Raw genomic sequence first — 23,521 nt, 5'->3', positions numbered from 1 at the left:
CGCGCGGTGCGCCTGGCGCTGATCGCCAAGACCGGCGAGATGGGCTATCCGTCGGTGCTCTCGGCCAAGACCTGGGGCTTCTACGACGTGCTGTTCAAGGGCCAGCCGTTCCAGTTCCAGCGCCCCTACGGCTCCTACGTGATGGAGAACGTGCTGTTCAAGATCAGCTTCCCGGCCGAATTCCACTCGCAGACCGCGGTGGAAGCGGCCATGACGCTGCACGGGCAGCTGGCCGCGGCCGGCAAGAGCGCGGCCGATATCAAGCGGGTGACCATCCGCACCCACGAGGCGTGCATCCGCATCATCGACAAGAAGGGCCCGCTGGCCAACCCGGCCGACCGCGACCACTGCATCCAGTACATGGTGGCCGTGCCGCTGCTGTTCGGGCGCCTGACGGCCGAGGACTACGAGGACAAGGTGGCCGCGGACCCGCGCATCGACGCGCTGCGCGACAAGATCGTGTGCGTGGAAGACCCGGCCTTCACCGCCGACTACCACGACCCGGAGAAGCGCTCGATCGCCAACGCGATGACGGTGGAGCTCAATGACGGCACGGTGCTGCCGGAGGTGGTGGTGGAATACCCGATCGGCCACAAGCGCCGGCGCGCCGACGGCATTCCGCTGCTGGTGGAGAAATTCCGCACCAACCTGGCGCGCCGCTTCCCGGCCAGGCAAAAGGAGGCGATCCTGGCCGTGTCGCTGGACCAGGCCCGGCTCGAGGCCATGCCGGTGCACGAGTATGTGGATCTGTATGTGATCTGACACGATGGCGGCCGTACGCTGAAGGCGCGCTCCCTCTCCCGCTGGCGGGAGAGGGGAGAAAACCCGGCCGCATATCCCTCCGTCTGGTTGCCGTCTCGCCGGGAGCGGCATAAAGTAGCAAACTCATTACATGGCAAGTTGCCGCCATCCCTCGCCCGGCACCGTTTTGCGCGCCGCCGGGCGGCCGCGGCAGCGGCCCCGCCGGCTGAACGGCACAAGAATCCCGCAGTCAGAGTCCCAGCAGCAGCATCCTCTTCGATCGGAGTCAGGCAATGCCCCACAACCTCAATAACACGCTCAAGGAATTCAATATCGGCCGCAAGGCCAAGGGTCGGTTCTATTCCCTGCCCGAGTTGGGCAAGGAACTGGGCGTGGCGGTGGAGCGCCTGCCCGTGTCCATCCGGCTGGTGCTGGAGTCCGTGCTGCGCAACTGCGACGGCAAGAAGGTCACCGAGGAACACGTGAAGCAGCTGGCCGGCTGGCAGCCGGTCGCCGACCGCACCGACGAGATCCCGTTCGTCGTGGCGCGCGTGGTGCTGCAGGACTTTACCGGGGTGCCGCTGCTGGCCGACCTGGCGGCGATGCGCAACGTGGCCGAGAAAATGGGCCAGAACCCGAAGAAGATCGAGCCGCTGGTGCCCGTGGACCTGGTCGTCGACCACTCGGTGCAGATCGACCATTTCCGCGAGAAGAAGGCGCTGGACCTGAACATGCGCCTGGAATTCCAGCGCAACAACGAGCGCTACCAGTTCATGAAGTGGGGCATGCAGGCGTTCGATACCTTCGGCGTGGTGCAGCCCGGCTTCGGCATCGTGCACCAGGTGAATCTGGAATACCTGGCCCGCGGCGTACATAACAAGGACGGCGTCTACTACCCGGACACCCTGGTCGGCACCGATTCGCACACGACGATGATCAACGGCATCGGCGTCGTCGGCTGGGGCGTGGGCGGCATCGAGGCCGAGGCCGGGATGCTGGGCCAGCCGGTCTACTTCCTGACGCCGGACGTGGTGGGCGTGGAGCTGACCGGCCGCCTGCGCGAGGGCGTGACGGCTACCGACCTGGTGCTGACCATCACCGAGATGCTGCGCCGCGAGAAGGTGGTGGGCAAGTTCGTCGAGTTCTTCGGCGAAGGCACCGCCAGCCTGACCGTGCCGGACCGCGCCACCATCGGCAACATGGCGCCCGAGTACGGCGCCACCATGGGCTTCTTCCCGGTCGATGAAAAGACCATCGACTACTTCGTGGGCACCGGCCGCACCGAAGAGGAGATCGCCGCCTTCGAGGCCTATTTCCGCGCCCAGGAGATGTTCGGCGTGCCGCAGGCGGGCGATATCGACTACAGCAAGGTGCTGTCGCTGGACCTGGCCACCGTGGCGCCGTCGCTGGCCGGCCCGAAGCGTCCGCAGGACCGCATCGAGATCGGCAATGTCAAGAGCACCTTCTCGACGCTGTTCGCCAAGCCGGTGCAGGAAAACGGCTTCAACAAGGACATCGCGGACCTCGACCAGACCTACACCACCTCGGACGGCGTGCAGGTGCGCAACGGCGATGTGCTGATCGCCGCCATCACGTCGTGCACCAACACGTCCAACCCCAGCGTGATGCTGGCCGCCGGCCTGCTGGCCAAGAAGGCGGTGGAGGCCGGGCTGGAAGTGGCGCCGCACATCAAGACCTCGCTGGCGCCGGGCAGCCGCGTGGTGACCGAGTACCTGACCGCCGCCGGCCTGCTGCCCTACCTGGAAAAGCTCGGCTTCGGCGTGACCGCCTATGGCTGCACCACCTGCATCGGCAACGCCGGCGACCTCGCGCCGTCGCTGAACGAGGCCATCGTCGAGAACGACCTGGTCGCCGCGGCCGTGCTCTCGGGCAACCGCAATTTCGAGGCGCGCATCCATCCGAATATCCGCGCGAACTTCCTGGCTTCGCCGCCGCTGGTGGTCGCCTACGCCATCGCAGGCAATGTCACGCGCGACCTGATGACGGAGCCGGTCGGCAAGGGCAAGGACGGCTACGACATCTACCTGGGCGACATCTGGCCGACCTCCGAGGAGGTCAACGCGCTGATGCGCTTCGCGATGAACGACAAGACGTTCAAGGCCAACTACGACAAGGTGATGAAGCCCAGCCCGCTGTGGGCCAAGGTGCAGGGCACGAGCGGGCAGGTCTATGACTGGCCGGAATCCACCTATATCGCCGAGCCGCCCTTCTTCGAAGGCTTCGGCATGGAGCCCGCGTCGGCCGGCAGCAGCATCCGCGGGGCCCGCGCGCTGGGCGTGTTCGGCGACTCGGTCACCACCGACCACATCTCCCCCGCCGGCTCGATCAAGGAAAGCTCGCCCGCCGGCAAGTACCTGCTGTCGCACGGCGTGCTCAAGGCCGACTTCAACAGCTACGGCTCGCGCCGGGGCAATCACGAGGTAATGATGCGCGGCACCTTCGCCAATGTGCGCATCAAGAACCTGATGATCCCGCCCAAGGACGACGGCTCGCGCGTCGAGGGCGGCTTCACGCTGCACCAGCCCACGGGCGAGCAGATGTCGATCTATGACGCCGCGATGAAGTACGTGTCCGAGGGCACGCCGACGGTGGTATTCGGCGGCGAGGAATACGGCACCGGCTCCTCGCGGGACTGGGCCGCCAAGGGCACGCAGCTGCTCGGCGTCAAGGCCGTGATCGCCCGCAGCTTCGAACGCATCCACCGCTCCAACCTGGTCGGCATGGGCGTGCTGCCGCTGCAGTTCAAGGGCGCGGACAGCGCGCAGACGCTGGGCATCGTGGGCAACGAGACCTTCGATATCGAGGGCATCGAGGGCGACCTGAAGCCGCAGCAGGACGTGACCCTGGTGATCCACCGCAGCAACGGCGACAGCCAGCGCGTGCCAGTGCTGCTGCGCATCGATACGCCGATCGAGGTGGACTACTACAACCACGGCGGCATCCTGCCCTTCGTGCTGCGCCAGCTGCTGGCAGCCTGATCCAGCCCCTGCAAGCCGCGACGCCCCGCCCCCAAGGCGGGGCGTTTTGCATGGCGGGCCGGTACTGGCCGCCTGTAAGTTCCGCGCAAGGCTGCGCTGCCACACTGTCACCACAACGACATCGACGGCCCGCGCGCCTGCCCTTGCGCGCGGCCACCAGCCCAGGAGACACCATGGCAAAGATCCTTATCGCCTTCCTCGTGATTGCCGGCGCGGCGCTGTACCTGCTGATGAAGGGGGGAGGCGATGTATCGATGGGCGGCGAGCAGCACGGCGTCGAGACGCACGCGCCCGCCGCGTCCGAGCCCGCGGCCGCGAAGTAGGCCGCCCGCCGGGCGGGACGGGCCCCTACCGGGGGCGTCAGCCCCGCGGGCGCCGGTTCTCTGGCGAATACCCCCTATTTGCGGCTGAATTTGGCGGGCCAGCGAGTAGAATACCGTTTTACCGTAAAACGGATGATCTCAGCATATGGCAGGTTTTCGCCCCAAGGCTTCCCAACGTCTTTCGCCCGACGCCGAGCGGCTCGTGGCCGATGCCCTCGCCCTTGACGCTTCGGGCAGCCGCATGGAAGACGCGTATTGGGAGCGCAGGCTCTCGCTGCGCCTCGGCCGGTTGCTGAAGAACGGCAGCCAGTCCGCACTGGACGCGGCGCTGGAGCATCTGTTCAAGCACAACGCGGACGCCTCGGACGTGCTGGCCGAACAGGCCGAGACACTGGCCGAATCCGCCACCGTCGAAGTCGACGGCGTGACGTACGACGCGCTGCTGATCGCGGCGCCCATTCTCGCGCATACCCGGTACGCCATTCCCTCAGGCGGTCTCAAGCCCGAACTGGCCCAGACGCTGGCCGTGCACCTGAAGGCGCACGTGCTGGCGGCGGACGCGCGCATGGCGCTGTCGCCCTACCTGTACAGCATCGATCAGCTGCCGCGCACGCACAGCGACACGTTCGCGTTGACCCACAAGCTGATCGCGGCCGCGCTGGCCGGCGTCGCGCCCAAGGTGGACCTGCGAGACCTGCCCGAGACCGCGCCGATCCTGGCCGACCCGCGCTACCTGCTGGCGGTGGTCGTGGCGCCGCACGAAGGTCCGCTGTTCCGCTGGCAGGAAGAAGCCAAGGAGCACCACGCCGAACGCTCGGCCTGCCTGGAGCAATGGCGCAAGCAGGTGCAACCGTCGCTGGCGATGCTGCTGCCCGGGTGCGAGTTCGAGCTGCTGTTGCCGGACGCGTTCTTCCTGTCGTGCCGCGAGTCGGACAAGAGCATCCGCCCGCTGACCGTGCGCGCCGCCGTCAATTACCTGTGCGGCACGCTGGACGTGCAGGCCGGCCAGCTGGCCGCCGTCACCGCCGCGTTCGGCGAGGAAGAGATCGAGGAATACCGGGTCGGCTTCACCATGCGCGGCGAGAAGGACGTCATCTACGGCATCGTCTGGCCCGTGTATGGCCGCGAGGCCGGCGAGGTCGAGGAAAGCGCGCAGGGCAATCCGCTCGAGCAGATCTGCGAGGAACTGCGCAATGCCGGCGTGGAGGACATCTTCCGCCATGCCTCCCTGTTCGACCCCGAGTACTGCGAGGACTGCGGCACGCCGCTGTATGCCGACCGCTCCGGCGAGATCGTGCATGCCGAGCTGCCGGAGGACGCGCCGACGCAGCAGCCGCTGTTCCACTAGCCGGCCTCCTGTCGGCCCCGCCGCCGCGGGGGCGACGACTCCCCGCCAATCCGACGGCCCGCCCTGTGCGGGCCGTTGCGCTTTCAGGCCCTCGCCCTCTCGCTGACACAGCGCCACAGCGCATGGCCCGATGCCGCGTACTTGCGCTCGAACGGCGTGATGGGCTGCGCCGGCTGCCAGGGCTCCACGCGCGCCTGCCGTCCCACCAGATGCAAAGCCTGCGCGAATTCCTCGATATAGATGCCCCAGTTGCTGCGGCATTCGAGATAGTCACCGCAGGCCGCCAGCGCCGGGAATACCGCATGCCCCTGCCAGCGCCGGCCGAGGTGGCCGATTTTGGGCCAGGGATTGGGATAGAGCACGTAGTGCCGCGCCACCGCGATGGCATCGGCCTGCAGGATGCGCCAGACGTCGACCAGATCGGCCCGCGCCCAGGTGAAGTTGGGCGGCATCGCTTCGCCCCACCAGTCCTTGCCGGCGGTCAGGCGCTTCTCCGACTGGTCCACGCCGATCACGAAGTGGCCGGGATGGGCGGTGGCCAGCCGCAGCGTGCTTTCGCCCACGCCGCAGCCGGCATCCAGGATCAGCGGCGCGCCGCCGGCGCGCTGCCAGGCCTGCAGGGCCTGCTCCATCGCGCGGGCGCTGGGCGCGCCGATGGGCTTGCGGAACGGTTCGGCGAGATGGCGGGCCACGCGGGCGGCGAGATGCTCGTGCGCGCCGGTCTGCGCGGAGGCGATGGTGCGGGAGTTGGCAAACATGGCGCGATTCTACCGGCTGGCCCCGCTGCAGCCGTCCGGGCGCCCTGCCCGCGGGCATATGGATATGACGGACGCATTGCACGCGAGCGCCGGTTTGACGGCACAATTGCGCGAAACCCTGGAAATCAGCGTGCCCTCGATGCCGGCACGCGCGAGGAGCCCCACCCGATGACGACCCGCCGCACCCAGCCCGCCCCCTCCCGCCACGCCACCCATGCCGCCCTGCCCGCCCGCTCGCCGTCGCGCCGCACGCTGCTGCGCACCGGCGCCTCCGCCGCGCTGGGCCTTGCCGCATGGACTGCGCTGACGCTGGTGCCGGCCACCGCGGCACGTGCCGAGGACCTGCGCATCGGCCTGTCCGCCGACGTGACCTCGATGGACCCGCACTGGAACAACGCCGGGCCGAACAACGCGATCGCCCTGCACGTGTTCGAGTCGCTGGTGTTCATGGACAAGAACGCCCGCTATATTCCCGGCCTGGCGCTGTCATGGACGCCTGTCAACGCCACCACGTGGGAAGTCAAGCTGCGGCCCAACGTCAAATGGCACGACGGCACGCCGTTTACCAGCGAAGACGTCAAGGCGTCGCTGGAGCGCCCGGAAAAGCTGACCAACGCGCCGGGCTCGTTCACCAGCTACACCAAACCCATCGCGCGCATCGACACGCCCGACCCGCTGACGGTGCGGCTGACGATGAACGTGCAGAACTACGCCAACCTCGCCAACGACCTCAACAGCATCCCCATCATGCCGAAGAAGGTCGCCTCGACGCTGGCGCAGAACGATTTCGACTCGGGCAAGGTGATGATCGGCACCGGCCCGTACAAGTTCGTGCGCTTCGCGCGCGGGCAGGAAATCGTCATGGAGCGCAATCCGGACTACTGGGGACCGAAGCCGGCGTGGGACCGGGCGGTGTTCCGCATCATCACCGACAGCGGCGCGCGCACCGCCGCGCTGCTCGCCGGCGATGTCGACGTGATCGAGGGCGTGCCGTCGGCCGACGTGGCCAAGCTCAAGCAGAACCCGAAGTTCCGCATCGAACAGCAGGTATCGTGGCGCACCATCTTCTGGCAGATGGACCAGTCGCGCGACAACCCACCCTTCGTGACCGACAAGGCCGGCAAGCCGCTGGGCAAGAATCCGTTCAAGGACGCGCGCGTGCGTGCGGCGATCAGCCATTCGCTCAATCGCGACGCCATCGTCAGCCGCATCATGGAAGGGCTGGCGGTGCCGGCCTCATCGATCGTGTCGCCGCAGATCTTCGGCCATCCGGGCACCAAGCCGGACGCCTACGACGCGGCGCGCGCGAAGAAACTGCTGGCCGAGGCGGGCTATCCGGACGGCTTCGGCCTGACGCTGCACGCGACCAACAACCGCTATCTGAACGACGCCGCGGTGGCACAGGCCACGGCCAGCATGCTGACCCGCATCGGCATCCAGACCAAGGTCGAAACCATGCCGGTGGCCACCTACTTCACGCGGGCGCGCCAGGGCGAGTTCGCCTTCCAGATGCTGGGCTGGGGCTCGGCCGCCTCCGACGTGGCGCTGCGCTCGATCACAGGCACGCCCAATCCGAAGACGGGCTACGGCACGTGGAACTGGGGCAAGTTCAGCAACCCGAAGCTGGACCAGATGATCGAGACCTCGCTGACCACGGTCAGCAGCCTGAAGGCGCGCGAGGACGCCGCCAAGGCCGCGGCGAAGTTCGCGCTGGAGCAGCACGCCATCATCCCTTCGCACAGCCAGCTCGCGATGTGGGCCATGCGCAAGGGCGTGCGCTACGAGGCGCGCACCGACGAATGGTCGCTCGCGCAGTTCTTCACGAAGGAGTAAGGCCGGCGCGCGGGCGCGATACGCGGCCCGCGGCCCGCTTGCGGAAGGCTCAGATCCGCAGCCGCTCTTCCTGGCGCGCATTGGCCGCGCGCAGTCCCTTGACCCAGGCGCGGGCCGGCAGGCCCGTGGCGCTTTCCACCACGGCGGCGCGCGCATCCAGTTCGTCCCAGCCGATATCGATGGCCGGCCCGTTGAACGCGAGCGCGATGATATTGCCGTCGTGCACCTCGGGAAACACCAGCACGCGGTCGTCGAAGGCCTCGCAGATGCGCACGATGTTCTTGGGAAAGCTGTCGTGGTCCCCGAACAGGTTGATGGTCATCATGCCCGGCGTTTTCAGCACGCGCCGGCACGCCTTGTAGAAGGCCGTGGTATCGAGCACCGGCCCGCGCGCGGTGGCGTCGTACAGGTCCACCTGCAGCACGTCGTGGGCGCCGGTGTGCGCGGCGTCCATCACGTAATCCCAGGCGTCCTGCTCGCGCACGGCGAGGCGCGCATCGTCCTCGCGCAGTCCGAACATGCTGCGCCCGGCGACGATCACGGCCGGGTTCAGTTCGACGGCGGTAACGCGGGCCTGGCGGAAATGCCGGTGGCAGAACTTGGTCAGCGCGGCGGCGCCCAGCCCCAGTTGCGCGACATGGAAGCCGTCCTGCGACGGCGACAGGAACAGCAGCCACGCCATCATCTGCTGGGCGTACTCCAGCTCGATCGCATCGGGCTTGCGCAGGCGCATCGCACCCTGGACCCACTCCGTGCCGAAATGCAGATAGCGCACGCCGTCCATCTCCGAGAACGTCACCGGCGCGAAACGGGGCGTCATCCGCTTTTCCTCGCGGGGCGTGCCATTGGCGCGCCCGCCGCGCTCGCGCTCGCCGCGCGCGGGACGGCGCGAGGCCACGGCTTCGATGGATCTTCTTTTCAACAGGGTCATGGGGCGACGATCAGGGCAAACGATAAGGCCGGAGCGGCGCGATGGCGTCCGGTTTCAAGGGCGCGATTGTGACAGAAGCGCGCGCCACAACTCCAGCTTCTGCTCGAAATTGCGCGCGGCGTGGGCGGGGCTGGAGGACGGCAGCACCACGGTTTCGTAGCCGGCCGCGGCGAAGGCCGGGGCGAAGCGGCCGGAGGTACCGCCATTGAAGCCGACGCGCTTGAGCTCCGGAGCCAGCCGGCGCAGGCGCTCGAAGTCGTTGGCCTGCGGATGGCGGATATTGGAATCCAGGCTGCCCTGCCGGACGCAGGCGCCCAGCACGTCCCACACCCCGACGCGATGCGCAAGCAGCCGCGTCAGGCGGGTCGCATAGGGCAGTTCCACCAATGGTTCGCCCAGCAGCGCGCCCATCAGCGGCCAGAACTGGTTACGCGGATGCGCGTAGTACTGGCGCGCGGCCAGCGAGGCCGCGCCGGGAAAGCTGCCGAGCACCAGCACGCGGGTCTGGCGGTCGATCACGGGGGGAAGGCCCTGTTGAAGATCGGGCGGATCGGACGGAAGTTCTGGAGACGAGGACATGGTCAACAGGATAACGCCAACGCGCATGGGGTCACGGGGACAGGCATGGGGACCGCGTCCTGCCGGCCTTCGTCCTGCTGCGACCGTTCACCCTCACCCCCGCCCCTCTCCCGCGGGCGGGAGAGGGGAGAACACCCGCGGTTTGCTCCCTTTCCCGCGGGCGGGAACACCCCGGGGTTTGCTGCCTCTCCCGCGGGCGGGAACACCCGGGGTTTGCTCCCTCTCCCGCGGGCGGGAGAGGGCCGGGGTGAGGGTGACCGCCCGCAATAGCGACCAGCCCACCGCACCCCGGCGACAACCGACTCAGGCCAGCAGCCGGTTGATCCGCTGCACGTAGGCCGCCGGGTCCTCCAGCATGCCGCCCTCGGCCAGCAGCGCCTGGTCGAACAGGATGCGCACGCGGTCCTCGAACGACGCGTCGTCGGCCACGTCGCGCAGCTTGCGCACCAGCGCGTGCTCCGGGTTCAGCTCCAGGATCGGATGGACCTCGGGCGCCTTCTGCCCGGCCTGCTTGAGCATGCGAAGCAGGTAGCCGCTCATCTCGCCTTCGTCGGACACCAGGCAGGAGGCGGAGTCGGTCAGGCGCAGCGTGATGCGGACATCCTTGGCCTTGTCCTTGAGCACGTCCTTGGCGCGGGACACCACGTCCTTCCATTCGGTTTCGGCCTTCTCCTGCTCGGCCTTTTCCTCGGCATCGGCCAGCGTACCCAGGTCCAGGCCGCCGCGCGCCACCGACACCAGTTCCTTGCCGTCGAACTCGTGCGCGAACGACAGCATCCATTCGTCCACGCGGTCGGTCAGCAGCAGCACCTCGATGCCCTTCTTGCGGAAGACCTCCAGATGCGGGCTCGACTTCGCGGCGGTCCAGGTATCGGCCGTGACGTAGTAGATCTTGTCCTGCCCCTCCTTCATGCGGCCCACGTAGTCGTCGAGCGATACGTTCTGCTCGGCGGTGTCGTTGTGCGTGGAGGCGAAGCGCAGCAGCTTGGCGATGCGCTCCTGGTTGGCAGTGTCCTCGCCCATGCCTTCCTTGAGCACCTGGCCGAACTGCTGCCAGAACGTCGCGTACTTGGCGCGCTGCGCTTCGTCGTCGCTCTCGGCCAGCGCTTCGAGCATCGACAGGGCGCGCTTGGTGCTGCCCTCGCGGATCGCCTTTACGTCGCGGCTTTCCTGCAGCAGTTCGCGGGACACGTTCAGCGGCAGGTCGGCCGAGTCGATCACGCCCTTGACGAAGCGCAGGTAGTTCGGCAGCAGTTGTTCGGCGTCGTCCATGATGAAGACGCGCTTCACATACAGCTTCAGGCCGCCGCGGTGATTGCGGTCCCACAGGTCGAACGGCGCGCGCGCCGGGATATAGAGCAGCTGCGTGTATTCGCTGCGGCCTTCCACGCGGTTGTGGGTCCAGGCCAGCGGCGCCTCGTTGTCGTGGGCGATGTGCTGGTAGAACGCGGTGTACTGCTCGTCGGTGATATCGGTCTTGGAGCGGGTCCACAGCGCGCTGGCCTGATTGACGCTTTCCCACTCGCCGGTGCTCTTGTACGCGCTCGCCTCGGCGTCCCACACTTCCTTGGGCATGCGGATCGGCAGCGAGATATGGTCCGAGTACTTCTGGATGATGGACTTGACCTTCCACGCCGACAGGAAATCGTCCTCGCCCTCGCGCAGGTGCAGCGTGATGGTGGTGCCGCGTTCGGCGCGCTCGATGGCGTCGACCGAGAACTCGCCGTCGCCGGTGCTTTCCCAGCGCACCGCCTCGCTCGCCGGCAGGCCCGCGCGGCGGGTCTCCACCGTGACGCGGTCGGCCACGATGAACGCCGAGTAGAAGCCCACGCCGAACTGGCCGATCAGCGCCGCATCCTTCTGCTGGTCGCCGGAGAGCTGCTGGAAGAATTCCTTGGTGCCCGAGCGGGCGATGGTGCCGAGGTTGCGTATCGCCTCGTCGCGGCTCATGCCGATGCCGTTGTCGGTGATCTTCAGCGTGCGCGCCTTGGGATCCAGCTCCAGCCGGATGGCCAGGTCGGCGTCGTTTTCGAGCAGGGCCGGATCGGCAATCGCCTCGAAGCGCAGCTTGTCGGTGGCGTCGGAAGCGTTCGAGATCAATTCGCGCAGGAAGATTTCCTTGTTGCTGTACAGCGAATGGATCATCAGGTGCAGCAACTGCTTCACTTCCGCCTGGAAGCTCATCGTCTCGTGCGGTGCGGTCATGGTTCTCCTCGTGGATAAAGCGGGAAAGACTGGTATTGGACCGGTGGCCGGTGCCCGGTGGTACGGGTACGCGGGCGTCGCTCGTCGCGCGGCCTACCGTTGGGAGCCGAAATAGGGGCGCCGCGGCCGGTTTTCAAGATGCGGGGCGCCCCCGCAGGCCAGCCGGCGCTCACCGGCGGTCGAGCTGGCGGGCGAGAAAGTCCAGCATCGCCGGGTCCTGGCTGCAAGCCACGTTGAAGCGCATCCAGCCCGAGGGCAGCTGCGACGGCGAGAACAGGCTGCCCGGCGCGAACAGATAGCCCTCCTCGTGCCCGGCGGTGGCGATGGCGTTGGTATCGCGGCCGGTATCGGCCCACAGGTACATGCCGGCGTGCTGGCCGGGGAACAGCGCGAGGCCCAGGTCCTCCAGCGCGCGGCGCGTCTCGTCGCGCGCGCGGTCCAGCCGGCCGCGCACCCGTTCCACATGCTTGCGGTAGTGGCCCTCGGTCAACACCTTGTACAGCACCCGTTCGTTGATCTCGGGCGTGCTCAGGCCGGCCAGCAGCTTGGCGTCGGTCAGCGACGACACCAGTTCGGGGCTGGCGGCGACGAAGCCCACGCGCAGGTTGGCGGCCAGCGTCTTGGAAAAGCTGCCCATGTAGATGACCCGGCGCAGCTGGTCCAGGCTCGCGAGCCGGGTGGCCGGATGGCCCGGCGGGCTGAGATCGCAGTAGATATCGTCCTCGACCACCAGGAAGTCGTACTGCTCGGCGAGCCGCAGCACCTGGAAGGCGCGCGCGGCCGACAGCGAGGTGCCGGTCGGGTTGTGCAGCACGGTATTGAGCACCAGCAGGCGCGGCCGATGGGCCTGGACGATGCGCTCCAACGCCTCCAGGTCCGGCCCTTCGGCGGTATAGGGCACGCCGATGACCTGCGCCCCCTGCGCCGCGAAGCGCGCGAACATCACGAACCAGGCGGGATCGCCGACCAGCACCGTATCGCCCTGCCGCACGTACAGCCGCGCGACCAGGTCCAGCGCCTGCGTGATGCCCGAGGTCAGCAGGATCTGCTCGGGCGTGGCGCCGATCTCCAGCTCGGCCAGGCGCGTGCGCAGCTGCTGGCGCAGCGGCAGGAAGCCCTGCGGCGTGCCGCTGGCGAGAAAGTGGTTGCCGGGCTGGCGGCCCAGCCCGCGCAGGGCGCTGGAGATCAGTTCGCCGTCCAGCCAGGTGTTCGGCAGGAAGCCCAGCCCGGGCGCCTTGTGCGGCTCCGCGGTGTGGTACATGCTGCGCAGCAGCCAGGTGACGTCGATGTTGCGCGGCACGACGGCCTCGGCGCCCTGGCCCTTGCCGCCCGTCTGTCCCCATGCACCCTCGCCCGCCTGCGCGGCAAGGCCCGGCTGCTCGCGCACGTAGAAGCCGGAGCCGCGCCGCGACTCCAGATACCCCAGCGCCACGAGCCGTTCGTAGGCCTCGACCACGGTAAAGCGCGAAATGCCCTTGTCCTGCGCGAGCTGGCGGATGGACGGCATGCGCATGCCGGCGCGGAACACGCGTTCGTCGATGCGCATGCGCGCCCATTCGGTGAGCTGCCCCACCAGTGTCATCTGGGTCGAGGGCACCGGGTCGGGCAGGCTGCCGGCGGGCGGCATGCCGGAGCCGACCATCCGCAGCGCGGCCGGCGCGCGCGGCGACGCAGCGCGCGGCGACGCTCCCGCGGGCACGCCCGCCATGTCCGGGCCCGCCCTTTCCACGCCTTCCCTGCCACCCATGCCGTGCTCCCGAAACTGTACTGAATACGAGTAGATTAACTGTATCGGTACTGTACCGCCAACCTTGTCTAAGATCGAGCCACGATGCCACTAGCCCTCGACCACCTCGTGATCGCCGCCGCCACGCTGGATGCCGGCGCCCAGTATGTCGCCGACACGCTCGGCGTGACGCCCGCCGGCGGCGGCAAGCACACCGCCATGGGCACGCACAACCGTCTGCTGGGACTCTACGGCGGCGTCTACCTGGAGGTCATCGCCATCGACCCGGACGCCGAAGCACCCGCGCGGCCGCGCTGGTTCGGCCTGGACGCCGGGGAAATGCAGCGCCGGCTGGCGCATGGGCCTTTTCTCGCGCACTGGGTCGCGCGCGTGGAGCGTCCGGCCGACCTGTCCGCCTGGCAGGGGCAGTATCCGGAGCGGATCGCCCCGGTCATCCCGATGACGCGCGGCGATCTGCGCTGGCGCATCACCGTGCCGGCGGACGGCAGCCTGCCCGGATGGCCGGCCTGCGATCCCGAGCTGGCGGGCGATGGCGTGCTGCCGACCTTGATCCAGTGGGATGTGCCGACGCACCCGTCCGCGCTGCTGCCGAAGCAGGACCTGGCGTTGCGCGGGCTGGTCGCCACGCATCCGCGGTCCGGGGAGATCGGCCAGGCGCTGGCGTGGCTCGGCGCGGACGGCTTGATCGACGTCGAGGCCGGCGACGTGCCGGCGCTGCGCGCCGACATCGAAACGCCGCAGGGCATCCGCACCCTGCGTTGACCACAAGACAACAAAACCAAAAAGAACCAATTCCCGGAGAAAGCCCCATGCAGACCGCATTCCAGCCGGCCACGGCGCCGGCGATGCCCGCCGCCCTCCCGCCGACCCGCAAGCGCTTCGACGACGACGCCTACCTGGGCACCTGCACGGCCACCGTGCTGGCCGTGCTGCCCGAGGGCATCGTGCTCGACCAGACCGTCTGCTATGCGCGCAGCGGCGGCCAGGCCGGCGACACCGGCACCCTGGCGCTGGCCCACGGCCGCGCCGTGCCGCTGGCCGAGACTGTCTACTCGGCCGACCGCACCCATATCCTGCACGTCCCGGCCGCCGCGGACAGCGCGGCGGACCTGCCGCGCCCAGGCGACACCGTGACCGTGACCATCGACTGGGAGCGCCGCCACCGGCTGATGCGGCTGCATACCTGCCTGCACCTGCTGGGCTCGCTGATCCCCGTGCCGGTTACCGGCTGCGGCATTTCGCCCGACTCCGCCCGCATCGACTTCGACCTGCCGGAATCCACGCTGGACAAGACGGTGCTGACCGGGCAGCTCAACGCGCTGATCGCGGCCGGCACCGCGGTGCGCATCGACCGCATCACGCCCGAGCAGCTCGCGCAGCAGCCGGACCTGGTGCGCACCATCGGCGCCGCGCCGCCCGCCGGCATGCAGAGCATCCGCATCATCGAGATCCCCGGCGTGGACCGCCAGCCGTGCGGCGGCACCCATGTGGCCGGCGTCGCGGAGATCGGACCGGTGGTGGTCACCAAGATCGAGAAGAAGAGCCGCACCAACCGGCGCATCGTCGTCGGGTTCGCGCCGGCCGCCGGCCTGCCCGCCTGAAGCGCCCCCGATCATGGACCCCAGCCTTCTTACCGGCCTGAGCGCCGCGCAATTCGTGGCATTGCTGACCCTGATGACGGTCGGCTCCTTTACGCCCGGCCCCAACACCACCATCGCCGCCGTCACCGGCGCCAACTTCGGGCTGCGCGCCACGCTGCCCCACTGCATCGGCGTGTCGCTGGGCTTTGCCAGCATCCTGGTGCTGTGCGCGGCCGGCGTGGGCGCCCTGGTGCTGGCCAGCCCGGTGCTGGCCACGCTGCTGCATGTGGTGGGCGTGGCCTACCTGCTGTGGCTCGCGTACAAGATCGGGCGCAGCGCCACACTCGCGGAAAAGCAGGTGCTCAAGCCGCTGACCGTATGGCAGTCGGCCGCGCTGCAGTACGCCAATATCAAGGCGTGGATGCTGGCGCTGGCGACCGCCGCCTCGTACATGGCCGGCGCCGAATCGCCCGCGCAGCGCGCGCTGCTGGTGTGCGTGGTGTTCGGGGTGTTCGGCTTCGTCAGCAACGGCGTGTACGGACTGATCGGGGCCTCGCTGCGGCAGTGGCTCAAGGTGGGCCAGCGCATCCGCTGGTTCAATCGCGCGATGGGCCTGGCGCTGGGCCTGACCGCGCTCTGGATCGCGGTCGGCGTACGGCCGGCGGCGGCGTAAGGCGAGTGACCATGACGCGTACCTCCCTGTCCCCCGTGGCGCCGCAGTCCGGCGGCATGCTGCTCGGCTTCATCGGCGTGGCCATCTTCAGCCAGACCCTGCCCTTTACGCGCATGGCGGTGGCCGAGCTCGACCCGATCTTCGTCGCGCTCGCCCGCGCCATCGTCGCCGCCCTGCTGGCGCTGGCGCTGCTGTGGCACCGCGGCGCGCTCGCCGCCGGGCGCCGTCCGCGCGGCGCGCAATGGTGGCGCCTGGCGGTGACCTCGGTGGGCGTGGTGGTGGGCTTTCCGCTGTTTTCGTCGCTGGCCATGCGGGAGGTGCCGGCCAGCCACGGCGCCATCGTCATCGGACTGCTGCCGCTGGCCACCGCGGTGTTCGCCGCGTGGTTCGGCCGCGAGCGGCCTTCGGCCGGCTTCTGGGTCTCGGCACTCGCCGGCAGCGCGCTGGTGGTCGGCTTCGCGCTGTGGCAGGGCGCCGGCGGCCTGCAGCACGCCGACTGGCTGCTGTTCGCCGCGATGGTGCTGGGGGCCCTCGGTTATGCCGAAGGCGGCAAGCTGGCGCGCGAGCTCGGCGGGCTCGAAACCATCAGCTGGGCGCTGGTCATTTCGCTGCCGGTGCTGGCGCCCGTGGTGGCATGGCTGGCGGCGCAGCACGTGCCGGCCATCGTCGCCGCGTCGCCGCGGGCCTGGCTCGGCATGGCCTATGTCTCCGTCTTTTCCATGTTCATCGGCTTCCTGTTCTGGTACGCCGGGCTGGCAAAAGGCGGCGTGGCCCGCGTCGGGCAGATACAATTGCTGCAACCGTTCCTGACGCTGGCCGGCGGCGCGCTGCTGCTTGGCGAGTCGCTGGACGCGCCGACCGTGGCGTTCGCGGTGGCCGTGATCGCCGTCGTGGCGCTGGGCCGGCGCACCGCGGTGCGCGCGGCGCCGGTTACCGCGCCGGTTACCGCGCCGGAAACCGGGCCTGCCCGGCCGGCACGGTCGTCCTGAGCCGCGCCGCATGGCCGGCCGCCTCAACCCCTAACCTCACCGTTCCCCGACGAACGCATCCACAGGAGAGTTCATGTCCGTCTACGACACGCTTGCCCGCCTCGGCATCGAGTTGCCCACCGCTTCCGCGCCCGCCGCCGCCTATGTGATGGCCGCGCAGACCGGCAACACGGTCTTCCTGTCGGGCCATATCGCCCGCAAGGACGGCAAGCCCTGGGTAGGCAAGCTCGGCCAGACCATGACCACGGAGGAAGGCAAGACCGCCGCGCGCGCCATCGCCGTGGACCTGCTGGCGACGCTGCACGGGCACGTCGGCGATCTGAACCGCGTGACCCGCATCGTCAAGGTCATGAGCCTGGTGAACTCCAGCCTCGAATTCACCGAGCACCATCTGGTGACCAACGGCGCGTCCGAACTGCTGGTCGAGATCTTCGGCGACAAGGGCAAGCACGCCCGCAGCGCATTCGGCGTGGCGCAGATTCCGATGGGCGCCTGCGTCGAGATCGAAATGATCGTCGAAGTGCAGTAACGCGTCGCCACGAGCGAGCGCGCCGTTCATGCAAATCGACAACCTGCCCTTCGGCACCACCGACTGGTCCGAGATCGAGCCGACCCGCCATCCGGGCGAAGTCGGCGAGGCGCTCTGGCGCACGCGCCAGTTCGGCCCCCTGCGCGTGCGCATGGTCGAGTATTCGGCCGGCTACCTCGCGGACCACTGGTGTACCAAGGGCCATATCCTGCTGGTATTGCAGGGCGAGCTGCACACCGAACTGGAAGACGGCCGGCATTTCGTGCTCAAGACGGGCATGAGCTACCAGGTCGCCGACCAGGCGGAGCCGCACCGGTCCTTCACCCCGACCGGCGCGCGCCTGTTCATCGTTGACTGACAAGACCGACAATACCGATCACACCCCGGCGCCGCGCGCCGGGGGCCCCACCCCTGAAAAAGAGACCATCATGCATTGGGCAATCTCCCGCCGGGCACAGCAGCTGACCAGCTCGGCCATCCGCGAAATCCTGAAAGTCACCGAGCGGCCGGAGGTCATTTCCTTCGCCGGCGGCCTGCCTTCGCCGGCCACCTTCCCGGTAGCGGCCATGGAGCAAGCGGTAGCCCGCGTATTCGCCGACAACCCGCAGGGCGCAATGCAGTACGCCGCCACCGAAGGCTATCTGCCGCTGCGCGAGTTCGTGGCGCGCCGCCACAACGTGGATGTCGAGCGCGTGCTGATCACCACCGGCTCGCAGCAGGCGCTGGACCTGCTGGCCAAGGTGCTGATCGACCCGGGCAGCCCGGTGCTGGTGGAGACGCCGAGCTACCTCGGCGCCCTGCAGGCCTTCTCGCTGTTCGAGCCCGAGTTCGTCTCGGTCCCGGGCGACGACAAGAGCCTGCTGCCCGAGGCGCTGACGCCGGAGCTGACGGCCAACGCGCGCTTCCTGTACGCGCTGCCGAATTTCCAGAACCCCACCGGCCGCCGCATGCCGCTGGAGCGCCGCCAGGCCCTGGTGGCGCGCGCGAAGGAGCTGGGCGTGCTGCTGGTCGAGGACGATCCCTATGGCGAGCTCAGCTACACCGGCGACCAGCTGCCCTCGCTGCTGTCGATGAATCCGGACGGCGTGATCTACATGGGCTCGTTCTCCAAGGTGCTGGCGCCGGGCCTGCGCCTGGGCTACGTGATCGCCCCACCCGAGCTGCATTTCAAGCTGTGCCAGGCCAAGCAGGCCAGCGACCTGCACACGCCCAGCTTTACCCAGCGCCTGGCCTACGAGACCATCCGCGACGGGCTGCTCGACACGCATATCCCGACCATCCGCCAGCTCTACGGCAGCCAGTGCCAGGCCATGCTGGATTCGCTCCAGCGCCATATGCCGGCGGGCGTCACGTGGAACCGGCCGGAAGGCGGCATGTTCATCTGGATGGAGCTGCCCGAGGGGCTGGACAGCATGGCGATCCTGGAACAGGCGGTGAAGCGCAACGTGGCCTACGTGCCGGGCGCGCCCTTCTATGCCAGCAATCCGCGCCGCAATACGCTGCGTCTGGCCTTCGTCACGGTCGCGCCGGACCGCATCGAGCAGGGCGTGGCGATCCTGGGCGAACTGTTCCGCGAAGCCATCGCGGCGCACGCGCCGGGAGCGAAGGCCGCCTGAGCGGGCGGGCCCCTCGCGGCCCGCCCTTTTCCCTGCGGCCGGGGCTTCGGCCATGCTTTTCCCAACGATCCGATATCGCAAGGAGACGTCCATCATGCTGCGCATCTGGGGCCGCCTTTCCTCCATCAACGTGCAGAAGGTCGTGTGGTGCGCGCGTGAGCTGCATCTGGATCACGAGCGCATCGATATCGGCGTCAACAAGGGCGACCTGGACACCGAGGCCTATATCCGGCTGAATCCGAACCGGCTGATCCCGGTGATCGAGGATTTTCGCGGCACCGATGTGGGCGGAGAGCCCTTCGTGCTGTGGGAGTCCAATGCCATCGTGCGCTACCTGTGCGCACGCTATGGCGAGGACACGCTGTGGCCTGGCGACGTCAGGACGCGCGCGTCGGCGGACCGCTGGATGGACTGGCAGGCCACGGCCTTTACGCCTGCGATGGTGGACGCCTTCATCCAGCTGGTGCGCAAGCCAGAGGCCGAGCGCGATGCCGCGGTGGTGAAGCGCTCGTGCGAGAAGACCGAACCGCTGGCCGCCGTGCTCGACCGGGCGCTGGAGGGCCGCGATTTCATCTGCGACGGCCGCTTCTCGATGGCCGATATCTCGCTGGCCTGCGCCGCGCACCGCTGGATGGGCATGCCGGCTCAGCACGCGCCGCGTCCCCACCTCGAGCGCTGGCTGGCCGCCATGCGCGCCCGGCCCGCGGCAGCGGGCATCCTGGAACTGCCGCTGCGCTGACGCCTCCGGCGGCTGAAGCGGCTGAAGCGGCTGAAGCGGCTGAAGCCGCTCAGGCCGCGCGACGCCCGCCCGAGATCGCGGTAAACACGCCCAGCCCGATAAAGGCGCCGGCCGTCAGATAGCGCCCGGCCGCGACCGCCTTGCGCGAGCCGGCAAGCCGGGGCAGCACCGCGGCGGCGGTCAGCACATAGCAGACATCGCTCGCCGCCGCCACCAGCACGAAGATCGCCCCCAACAACAGGCTTTGCGCCATCGGATCGGCCGCCGGATTCATGAATTGCGGCAGGAAGGCCGCGAAGAACAGCGCCGTCTTGGGGTTCAGCAGCGCCACCACGAAACCATCGCGGAACATGGTGCCGATCGGCTTCGCGCCTTGCCGTCCCGGCGCGGCGCCCGCCTGCGCCATATCCTGCGGCGCCCGCCAGGCGCGGATGCCCAGATAGATCAGATAGGCCGCGCCCGCGTACTTGACCACCGAGAACGCCAGCGACGACACCGCGAACAGCGCCGCGAGCCCGATGGCGGCGCCCGCCGCATTGCCGAAGTTGCCAAGGGCCACCCCCGCCACCGACGCGAGACCGGCCTTGCGCCCTCGCCCGAGGGTCTGCGTGACGATATACACCACGGCCGGTCCCGGCGTTACCGCCAGCACCAGGCTGGCGGTGAGGAAGGCCGCCAGCAGCGGCCAGGCAGGCAATACGCTGGTCATGATGTTCTCCGTTTCGGCATCGCCCCCCTTGGCGCAAGGAGTCATTGTGCCAGCCACTGCGCCCGTGAGGGCGTTTCGCATACATTTGCGCGAGGGCGTGATTGGTATACCCTCCACACTGGCCGCCGCGTCAGGGCTAACCCTGATCCGTGAAAGCGATTCACCAGCGACATGACGGGATGTACGGCCACCTGCTGAATGCGTCCTTAGAATCGAACGCCTGTTCGCAAGACCGCTCCCTGCGGTCCCATGCGTCAGCAACGGCAATACCGGCAAGCGAAGGCACGAAGAATGACGGCTTGCCGCCAACCAGAGGAGGATTCAATCGTGTGGAGTCAAGTTTACGACCCGCTCGGCAGCATGGCACTGTCCACGCTGGCCGCGGGCGTTCCGGTCGCCGTACTGCTCGGCGCCCTGGCGTTTTTCCATCTGCAGGCGCATCTCGCAGCCGGGCTCGCCCTGGTCGTCGGCATCGTGGTCGCCTCGGCGATCTTCGGGATGCCAGCGGCCATGGCCGGCAAGGCAGCGGGCTTCGGCATCGCCGCGGGCCTGTTCCCCATCGGCTGGATCGTGCTGAACATCATCTTCCTGCACCGGCTCACGACGCTGAACGGGTCGTTCAAGGTCTTGCAGGGCTCCATCGCCGGCATCACCGAGGACCGCCGCCTGCAACTGCTGCTGGTGGCGTTCAGCTTCGGCGCCTTCTTCGAGGGCGCGGCCGGCTTCGGTACCCCGGTGGCCGTGACCGGCGCCATCCTGATCGGCCTGGGCTTCTCGCCGCTGGCCGCCTCGGGCCTCGCGCTGATCGCCAATACCGCGCCGGTGGCCTACGGCGCGCTGGGCTCGCCCATCATCGCGCTGTCGGCCGTGACCGGGCTCGACCTGCTCGACCTGTCCGCGATGATCGGCCGCCAGTTGCCGCTGTTCTCGGTGATCGTGCCGTTCTGGCTGATCTGGGCGTTCGCGGGCTTCCGCGGCATGATCGCCATCTGGCCCGCCATCCTGGTGGCCGGCGTGAGCTTCGCGATCCCGCAGTTCCTGGTGTCCAACTTCCACGGCCCGTGGCTGGTCGACGTGATCGCCGCGCTGGTGTCGATGGGCTCGCTGACGCTGTTCCTCAAGGTCTGGCGCCCCAAGGAAATCTGGACCACCACCAAGATCATCGGCCGCCACGATGATTCGAAAGTGGACGACCCCGAGGCGGTGGCCGCGGAGAAGCGTGCCAGTGCCGCCGCCGCGGGTATCTCGACGATGAAGGCGTGGATGCCTTGGATCATCCTGACCGTCTTCGTGTTCGTCTGGGGCGTGCCGGAATTCAAGAAGCTGATGGACGGCCTGTGGTCGTGGAAGTACGCGATTCCGGGCCTGGACAAGGCGGTGATCAAGGTGCCCCCGGTGGTGCCCGCCGAGATCGCCGAAGGCGCGGTGTTCAACTTCAACGTGCTGTCGATGGCCGGCACCGGCATCCTGGCGTCGGCCGTGCTCGGCGGCCTGCTGATGGGCTATTCGCTGCCCACGCTGCTCAAGGAGTACTGGAACACCATCAAGCTGGTGCGCTACTCGCTGCTGACCATCTGCGCCATGTTCGGCGTCGGCTACCTGACCCGCTACTCGGGCCTGGATGCCACGCTGGGCCTCGCGTTCGCGCACACCGGCGTGTTCTACCCGCTGTTCGGCACCATGCTGGGCTGGCTGGGCGTCGCGCTGACCGGCTCGGACACGGCATCGAACGTGCTGTTCGGCGGCCTGCAGAAGACCACGGCGGAGCAGCTTGGCCTGTCGCCGGTGCTGATGGCCTCGGCCAACAGCTCGGGCGGCGTGATGGGCAAGATGATCGACGCGCAGTCCATCGTGGTGGCCTCCACCGCGACCAAGTGGTACGGCCACGAGGGCGACATCCTGCGCTACGTGTTCTTCCACTCGGTGGTGCTCGCCATCCTGGTCGGCCTCTTCGTGACCTTGCAGGCGTATGTGGATCCGTTCACGCGGATGGTGATTCACTAGGCCGTCCCCACGACGATAAAAAAGCCGCGCATTCGTGCGCGGCTTTTTCATGCCGGCTCGTTGCCGGCGCGGTTCACATATGCGGGGGCGGATCGCCCGGGCCGGGCGGCGGAAACACCGGCGGCCCGCTGGGCGGCCGCGGTCCGCAGGCGGCGCTGCGGATCAGGCCTTTCGCCTTCTCGGACGTCTTGTGGTGGTGATGCTGAAACAGATAGCGCTTGACGTGATTCACTGCCTCGGGCGGCACGCTCAGCACGATGCCGGTGCGGTCAGCCTCGGCGACCAACTCGTTCAGGCAACCGAGTTCCTCGAGGTCGCGGACCAGTTCCACCACCTGGCCGAAGGTCCATGTCATGGGTTCGGCACTCTTGTATAGAAAGGGCTCGTCCATCGTCCACCTCCTATTTCGCCGGCCAGATCACGGTGTGGCCGCGACACCGCGAACCCGGCCGCCGCCGGCAAGCTCTACACCGGCACGCCGGGATCGCAATAAGCATAGGCCGGCCGGCTGCGCGCGCCGCAAGATCGAATTCACTTCAGATTTGCATGGCCGTTATCGGCGCCACGAAAGGGGAAAAGAGCGTTTGCCTTCGCCGGACCGCACCGTCAGCGCCACGCCGTCGCATCGGCGACCACCGTGGCGAAGCGATCGTGCAGGCCCGCCAGCGCGACCCGGTGCACCTGGGCCGCATCGATGGGCGCGCCGCCCAGCGCATCCGGCAGATCGCGCGTGGCACAGGCCGCGGCCACCACCGTGCTGCGATAGCCGTGATCCAGCGCCGAGCGCACCGTGGCGCTGACGCACATATGCGTCTGGAAACCGCCCACGATCAACTCCTTACGGCCCAGTTGCTCCAGCAGCTTCGCCAGCGTGGTGCCCGCGAAGCTGTTCGGCAGTCCCTTGACCACCGTGTGCTCGCCGTCGCGCGGCTCCAGTCCCTCGACGATCCCCGCATACGGCCCCTGTGGATCGAACACGCCGCCACCCGGCCGGCCATGATGGACCACGTGCACGACGGGACTGCCGTGTTCGCGCGCCAGCGCCAGCAGCTCGCGGCAGGCGGCGACCGCGGCCGGCATGCCGGTCAGCGGCAGCTTGCCATCGACGTACTCGCGCTGGTGGTCGATCAGCACCAGCGTGGCGGCTTCCCAAGCCGAAGGGGCGCGGCTGGCGCCGGCGAGGTCGAGCAGCGTGAAGGGAGTCGGCATATCGGTCCG

General features: G+C 68.5%; 21 protein-coding genes and 1 pseudogene. 14 read left to right on the top strand and 8 right to left on the bottom strand.

What is annotated here, in order from left to right; all coding sequences use genetic code 11:
• The 4 genes and pseudogenes from prpD to LDO27_RS18020 all read left to right on the top strand — a co-directional run.
• Window positions 1–762: pseudogene (prpD, locus tag LDO27_RS18035) on the top strand (2-methylcitrate dehydratase); the annotation flags it as partial.
• 272 nt (window positions 763–1,034) lie between these two features.
• Window positions 1,035–3,740, top strand: a complete 2,706-nt coding sequence (acnA, locus tag LDO27_RS18030; protein ID WP_224043128.1) for an aconitate hydratase AcnA — start codon at window positions 1,035–1,037, stop codon at window positions 3,738–3,740.
• A 173-nt stretch (window positions 3,741–3,913) separates the two neighbouring features.
• Complete coding sequence (locus LDO27_RS18025; protein WP_224043126.1) at window positions 3,914–4,063, top strand: hypothetical protein; 150 nt, start codon at window positions 3,914–3,916, stop codon at window positions 4,061–4,063.
• Between the two features lie 145 nt (window positions 4,064–4,208).
• Complete coding sequence (locus LDO27_RS18020; RefSeq protein WP_222207565.1) at window positions 4,209–5,411, top strand: DUF2863 family protein; 1,203 nt, start codon at window positions 4,209–4,211, stop codon at window positions 5,409–5,411.
• 83 nt (window positions 5,412–5,494) lie between these two features.
• Here LDO27_RS18020 and trmB read toward each other — a convergent pair whose 3' ends face one another.
• Window positions 5,495–6,169: a tRNA (guanine(46)-N(7))-methyltransferase TrmB gene (trmB, locus tag LDO27_RS18015; RefSeq protein ID WP_224043124.1), complete on the bottom strand. Its 675-nt coding sequence runs from the start codon at window positions 6,167–6,169 to the stop codon at window positions 5,495–5,497.
• A gap of 168 nt (window positions 6,170–6,337) precedes the next feature.
• On the opposite strand from trmB, the gene LDO27_RS18010 reads away from it, so the two are divergent.
• A complete protein-coding gene (locus LDO27_RS18010) occupies window positions 6,338–8,002 on the top strand; it encodes an ABC transporter substrate-binding protein (protein ID WP_224043122.1) in 1,665 nt (554 codons plus the stop codon).
• Window positions 8,003–8,051: 49 nt separating this feature from the next.
• On the opposite strand, the gene LDO27_RS18005 is transcribed toward LDO27_RS18010, so the two are convergent.
• The 4 genes from LDO27_RS18005 to LDO27_RS17990 all read right to left on the bottom strand — a co-directional run bounded on the left by LDO27_RS18005 (window position 8,052) and on the right by LDO27_RS17990 (window position 13,359).
• Complete coding sequence (locus LDO27_RS18005) at window positions 8,052–8,933, bottom strand: class I SAM-dependent methyltransferase (RefSeq protein ID WP_222207571.1); 882 nt, start codon at window positions 8,931–8,933, stop codon at window positions 8,052–8,054.
• A gap of 54 nt (window positions 8,934–8,987) precedes the next feature.
• Window positions 8,988–9,512, bottom strand: a complete 525-nt coding sequence (locus LDO27_RS18000) for a DNA-deoxyinosine glycosylase (RefSeq protein WP_222207573.1) — start codon at window positions 9,510–9,512, stop codon at window positions 8,988–8,990.
• 303 nt (window positions 9,513–9,815) lie between these two features.
• A complete protein-coding gene (htpG, locus tag LDO27_RS17995) occupies window positions 9,816–11,717 on the bottom strand; it encodes a molecular chaperone HtpG (RefSeq protein WP_222207574.1) in 1,902 nt (633 codons plus the stop codon).
• 169 nt (window positions 11,718–11,886) lie between these two features.
• Entirely contained in the window at window positions 11,887–13,359 is a 1,473-nt protein-coding gene (locus LDO27_RS17990) for an aminotransferase-like domain-containing protein (RefSeq protein WP_224043174.1), read from the bottom strand.
• Between the two features lie 189 nt (window positions 13,360–13,548).
• Here LDO27_RS17990 and LDO27_RS17985 point away from each other — a divergent pair, with 189 nt between their 5' ends.
• From LDO27_RS17985 to LDO27_RS17950, 8 genes are all read left to right on the top strand, one after another.
• Complete coding sequence (locus LDO27_RS17985) at window positions 13,549–14,226, top strand: VOC family protein (protein ID WP_224043121.1); 678 nt, start codon at window positions 13,549–13,551, stop codon at window positions 14,224–14,226.
• 83 nt (window positions 14,227–14,309) lie between these two features.
• Window positions 14,310–15,065, top strand: coding sequence for an alanyl-tRNA editing protein (locus LDO27_RS17980; RefSeq protein WP_224043171.1), 756 nt, complete (start codon window positions 14,310–14,312; stop codon window positions 15,063–15,065).
• A gap of 13 nt (window positions 15,066–15,078) precedes the next feature.
• On the top strand, window positions 15,079–15,717 hold the full coding sequence (locus tag LDO27_RS17975; RefSeq protein ID WP_222207578.1) for a LysE family translocator: 639 nt from the start codon (window positions 15,079–15,081) through the stop codon (window positions 15,715–15,717).
• A gap of 11 nt (window positions 15,718–15,728) precedes the next feature.
• On the top strand, window positions 15,729–16,706 hold the full coding sequence (locus tag LDO27_RS17970; protein WP_224043119.1) for a DMT family transporter: 978 nt from the start codon (window positions 15,729–15,731) through the stop codon (window positions 16,704–16,706).
• 73 nt (window positions 16,707–16,779) lie between these two features.
• Window positions 16,780–17,235, top strand: a complete 456-nt coding sequence (locus LDO27_RS17965; RefSeq protein WP_222207582.1) for a RidA family protein — start codon at window positions 16,780–16,782, stop codon at window positions 17,233–17,235.
• A 28-nt stretch (window positions 17,236–17,263) separates the two neighbouring features.
• Window positions 17,264–17,593: a DHCW motif cupin fold protein gene (locus LDO27_RS17960; protein WP_222207584.1), complete on the top strand. Its 330-nt coding sequence runs from the start codon at window positions 17,264–17,266 to the stop codon at window positions 17,591–17,593.
• A gap of 70 nt (window positions 17,594–17,663) precedes the next feature.
• The gene (locus tag LDO27_RS17955; protein ID WP_224043117.1) at window positions 17,664–18,851 is read left to right on the top strand and encodes an aminotransferase-like domain-containing protein; all 1,188 of its coding nucleotides are present in this window, start codon (window positions 17,664–17,666) and stop codon (window positions 18,849–18,851) included.
• Between the two features lie 94 nt (window positions 18,852–18,945).
• Window positions 18,946–19,590 carry a glutathione S-transferase family protein gene (locus LDO27_RS17950; protein WP_224043115.1) on the top strand — a complete coding sequence of 215 codons (645 nt, stop codon included), beginning with the start codon at window positions 18,946–18,948 and terminating at the stop codon, window positions 19,588–19,590.
• Window positions 19,591–19,639: 49 nt separating this feature from the next.
• Here the strand turns inward: LDO27_RS17950 and LDO27_RS17945 are convergent, their stop codons facing one another.
• Window positions 19,640–20,299, bottom strand: a complete 660-nt coding sequence (locus tag LDO27_RS17945; protein WP_224043114.1) for a LysE family translocator — start codon at window positions 20,297–20,299, stop codon at window positions 19,640–19,642.
• Between the two features lie 327 nt (window positions 20,300–20,626).
• Here LDO27_RS17945 and LDO27_RS17940 point away from each other — a divergent pair, with 327 nt between their 5' ends.
• A complete protein-coding gene (locus LDO27_RS17940; protein ID WP_222207592.1) occupies window positions 20,627–22,303 on the top strand; it encodes an L-lactate permease in 1,677 nt (558 codons plus the stop codon).
• A 73-nt stretch (window positions 22,304–22,376) separates the two neighbouring features.
• Here the strand turns inward: LDO27_RS17940 and LDO27_RS17935 are convergent, their stop codons facing one another.
• Window positions 22,377–22,694 carry a hypothetical protein gene (locus tag LDO27_RS17935; protein WP_222207594.1) on the bottom strand — a complete coding sequence of 106 codons (318 nt, stop codon included), beginning with the start codon at window positions 22,692–22,694 and terminating at the stop codon, window positions 22,377–22,379.
• Window positions 22,695–22,909: 215 nt separating this feature from the next.
• Window positions 22,910–23,512 (bottom strand): cysteine hydrolase family protein, encoded by a 603-nt coding sequence (locus LDO27_RS17930; protein WP_224043112.1) that lies wholly within the window; start codon window positions 23,510–23,512, stop codon window positions 22,910–22,912.
• Between the last annotated feature and the right edge of the window lie 9 nt (window positions 23,513–23,521).

This window comes from Cupriavidus respiraculi (assembly GCF_914271545.1).
Taxonomy (GTDB): domain Bacteria; phylum Pseudomonadota; class Gammaproteobacteria; order Burkholderiales; family Burkholderiaceae; genus Cupriavidus; species Cupriavidus respiraculi.
The sequence above is the reverse complement of the archived record's forward strand: the minus strand, read 5'-3'. Positions and strand labels throughout refer to the sequence as shown.

Excerpts from the sequence above, each read along its gene's own strand:
- acnA (WP_224043128.1), top strand. The coding sequence starts at position 1,035 with ATGCCCCACAACCTCAATAACACGCTCAAGGAATTCAATATCGGCCGC.
- LDO27_RS18025 (WP_224043126.1), top strand. The coding sequence starts at position 3,914 with ATGGCAAAGATCCTTATCGCCTTCCTCGTGATTGCCGGCGCGGCGCTG.
- LDO27_RS18020 (WP_222207565.1), top strand. The coding sequence starts at position 4,209 with ATGGCAGGTTTTCGCCCCAAGGCTTCCCAACGTCTTTCGCCCGACGCC.
- trmB (WP_224043124.1), bottom strand. The coding sequence starts at position 6,169 with ATGTTTGCCAACTCCCGCACCATCGCCTCCGCGCAGACCGGCGCGCAC.
- LDO27_RS18010 (WP_224043122.1), top strand. The coding sequence starts at position 6,338 with ATGACGACCCGCCGCACCCAGCCCGCCCCCTCCCGCCACGCCACCCAT.
- LDO27_RS18005 (WP_222207571.1), bottom strand. The coding sequence starts at position 8,933 with ATGACCCTGTTGAAAAGAAGATCCATCGAAGCCGTGGCCTCGCGCCGT.
- LDO27_RS18000 (WP_222207573.1), bottom strand. The coding sequence starts at position 9,512 with ATGTCCTCGTCTCCAGAACTTCCGTCCGATCCGCCCGATCTTCAACAG.
- htpG (WP_222207574.1), bottom strand. The coding sequence starts at position 11,717 with ATGACCGCACCGCACGAGACGATGAGCTTCCAGGCGGAAGTGAAGCAG.
- LDO27_RS17990 (WP_224043174.1), bottom strand. The coding sequence starts at position 13,359 with ATGGTCGGCTCCGGCATGCCGCCCGCCGGCAGCCTGCCCGACCCGGTG.
- LDO27_RS17985 (WP_224043121.1), top strand. The coding sequence starts at position 13,549 with ATGCCACTAGCCCTCGACCACCTCGTGATCGCCGCCGCCACGCTGGAT.
- LDO27_RS17980 (WP_224043171.1), top strand. The coding sequence starts at position 14,310 with ATGCCCGCCGCCCTCCCGCCGACCCGCAAGCGCTTCGACGACGACGCC.
- LDO27_RS17975 (WP_222207578.1), top strand. The coding sequence starts at position 15,079 with ATGGACCCCAGCCTTCTTACCGGCCTGAGCGCCGCGCAATTCGTGGCA.
- LDO27_RS17970 (WP_224043119.1), top strand. The coding sequence starts at position 15,729 with ATGACGCGTACCTCCCTGTCCCCCGTGGCGCCGCAGTCCGGCGGCATG.
- LDO27_RS17965 (WP_222207582.1), top strand. The coding sequence starts at position 16,780 with ATGTCCGTCTACGACACGCTTGCCCGCCTCGGCATCGAGTTGCCCACC.
- LDO27_RS17960 (WP_222207584.1), top strand. The coding sequence starts at position 17,264 with ATGCAAATCGACAACCTGCCCTTCGGCACCACCGACTGGTCCGAGATC.
- LDO27_RS17955 (WP_224043117.1), top strand. The coding sequence starts at position 17,664 with ATGCATTGGGCAATCTCCCGCCGGGCACAGCAGCTGACCAGCTCGGCC.
- LDO27_RS17950 (WP_224043115.1), top strand. The coding sequence starts at position 18,946 with ATGCTGCGCATCTGGGGCCGCCTTTCCTCCATCAACGTGCAGAAGGTC.
- LDO27_RS17945 (WP_224043114.1), bottom strand. The coding sequence starts at position 20,299 with ATGACCAGCGTATTGCCTGCCTGGCCGCTGCTGGCGGCCTTCCTCACC.
- LDO27_RS17935 (WP_222207594.1), bottom strand. The coding sequence starts at position 22,694 with ATGGACGAGCCCTTTCTATACAAGAGTGCCGAACCCATGACATGGACC.
- LDO27_RS17930 (WP_224043112.1), bottom strand. The coding sequence starts at position 23,512 with ATGCCGACTCCCTTCACGCTGCTCGACCTCGCCGGCGCCAGCCGCGCC.